This window comes from Bacteroides sp. AM37-9 (genome assembly GCF_003603455.1).
Taxonomy (GTDB): Bacteria; Bacteroidota; Bacteroidia; order Bacteroidales; family Bacteroidaceae; genus Bacteroides; species Bacteroides xylanisolvens.
The window spans coordinates 1-2,045 of the sequence record NZ_QTNF01000007.1 but is presented as its reverse complement, the minus strand read 5'-3'; the positions used below and the strand labels follow the sequence as shown (position 1 = coordinate 2,045).

Genomic DNA, 2,045 nt, shown 5'->3' with positions numbered 1-2,045 from the left:
CCTTCTGACTTATCAATACAGGTGCATTTATGCCAACTGGATTTATATGCTCATAACAATCTCTGATATGTTGCTGTAGCTGCATATTAATCCTAATTGTCCTTTGCTTCCCTGTCTTAATCTCTGTAATGGTAAATTCTTCCGCATCTAGTATCTGATTCCACCTCAAAGCAAGAATATCAGAAATTCTTAGACCTGTGAAGCAACCCAAAGCGATAAGAAGTGACATCTTATAATTACTATCCCTTGCCAACTTTCTTACTAAGTTCATTGCTTCGCTCCATTGCAGATAATCTGCTGTTGTACTTGAATATTTAAGTGACATAACGTTCTGTTTTATAGTGAAACTAATATAAGTGAATATTAATTTTGAGTTGGAATATCTAACCTACTGATTATTAGCTAAACATTCACTAATTAACAAAGTGAATATTATAAAGCAAGGACACTAAGCAAATAATGTCCTTACTTCATTCAACCTATATAAAAGGTAGGTGAGCTTCATCCAACACGCCACTGTCAACTATCCGTTTGCAAAGTTCGTGTGATGCCTGATTCCTAAGGTCTGTACCATAGTCCTTACTACCAACCATGCGAATAATCTCCACTATGGTTTTTATTAATTCCTGCTGTAGTGTACGGTGGTAACACTTTGTACTTTCAGCAAACCTTTTAGGATTCCAACTATAATCGTTCAAGGCTCTTTCAAGTTCTTGCGCTGCCTTGTATTCGCGACTGCCTTCTATTACCATATTCTTTAATATTTAAGAGGTTTATAAATAAAAAGAGCACCTGTATGGATGCTCTTTGTTTTTTCTGCATTTTAATGTACTACTTCACCGTAATAATCTTGTATATAGTCCAGATAATCATCAAGAAGAATACAACAGGTGAGATTGCACACGCAATAAAGAAAACTATAATCCAAAATGTAACGACTACTAACGTTTGTAACATAAATCTTTGATTATTAATAAGTGATATAATAAAGAAAGGACACCTATACTTTATTATATAGATGCCCTTTTTCTGTATTTGACAATCCTGTATATTCTCAAATACCACTAACTAAGAAACCACTGATATTTGTCATCTATTCCACGTAAAACGTTGTTAATTCCAACACTGATTTCCGTTGCATTAACTGCCCGTTGCAAATAAGTGTCCACATAACTATTTTTGTTGGATTGGGTGAGCAAATTGTGAAAATCGAAAAGAGAAATAGCATTATCTTTCATTCCAAACGCTTCGTTGTGATAGAAGTCACGGCAAACACTGTTTATCTGGCTGTCAGTTATCAATAGTTTAGGTATTGATTTCTGATAACCAATTGGCAATGCTTGATAGCAACGACAACGACCAATGATTTGTGCAAACTGTGATTCACTAAGTGAAGTGTTGGATAAAGTTTGCATCAAATGGATTTCTTTGGCAGGATTGAAATTGTTAAACAAGTCAAGCACATTTCTATAGAGTTCACCAATATTTGAAACTTCCATAGAGAACTTAACTCCTTCTCCTGTGAGTACCTGATTGCTACAAATGCGAACACGCCACCCAATAAAGCAAGAGAATTTCTCCAAACCTTTTGTTGAACGATAGAGGTTCAAGTCTGAATAGTTCCTTACTCCACCCACGCACAATTCAAGTTTCTGCCCATTTATTGTCTCATAAATAGTTGGAATGGTAAAGGCAAAAGCAAGTCTTTGATAGAATTGTGTTTTTTCACATTCCAACAGTTCAGAAGCTTTCTTTCCAAGAGCTTGGGGTATTCTGCCACGTACAATATGACTGCAACGAATATCAGGCGCATTTACTGTCTCCCCTGCATAAAAAGAACTGGCTGCATCATGCACACATGATATAAAATCCTGATGTGCGATTGTCAACTCTTGGTTTGCCCATGTAGGTACAACGCATTGAGTTGTCAATTCTTCCAATGTAACGGGATTTGTGTTAGCATCTAAAAACGATACACTTGATTTAACAACAGGCTCTTCAATTATTACCGCTTCTTCTGCATATTCACCAAAGTTTCTACTAGT

Annotated in this window: 3 protein-coding genes; all 3 read right to left on the bottom strand. The window is 35.9% G+C overall.

Annotated features, from left to right (window positions below):
- On the bottom strand, positions 1 to 325 hold a 325-nt coding region (locus DW862_RS26300), incomplete at its 3' end, for a tyrosine-type recombinase/integrase (protein ID WP_243636453.1).
- Between the two features lie 154 nt (positions 326 to 479).
- The gene (locus DW862_RS06755; protein ID WP_004321010.1) at positions 480 to 752 is read right to left on the bottom strand and encodes a hypothetical protein; all 273 of its coding nucleotides are present in this window, start codon (positions 750 to 752) and stop codon (positions 480 to 482) included.
- Positions 753 to 1,064: 312 nt separating this feature from the next.
- Positions 1,065 to 2,045: DUF3871 family protein (locus DW862_RS06745; RefSeq protein WP_120067528.1), on the bottom strand; the 981-nt coding region annotated here is incomplete at its 5' end.

Coding starts and splice junctions, on each gene's coding strand:
- DW862_RS06755 (WP_004321010.1), bottom strand. CDS start 752: ATGGTAATAGAAGGCAGTCGCGAATACAAGGCAGCGCAAGAACTTGAA.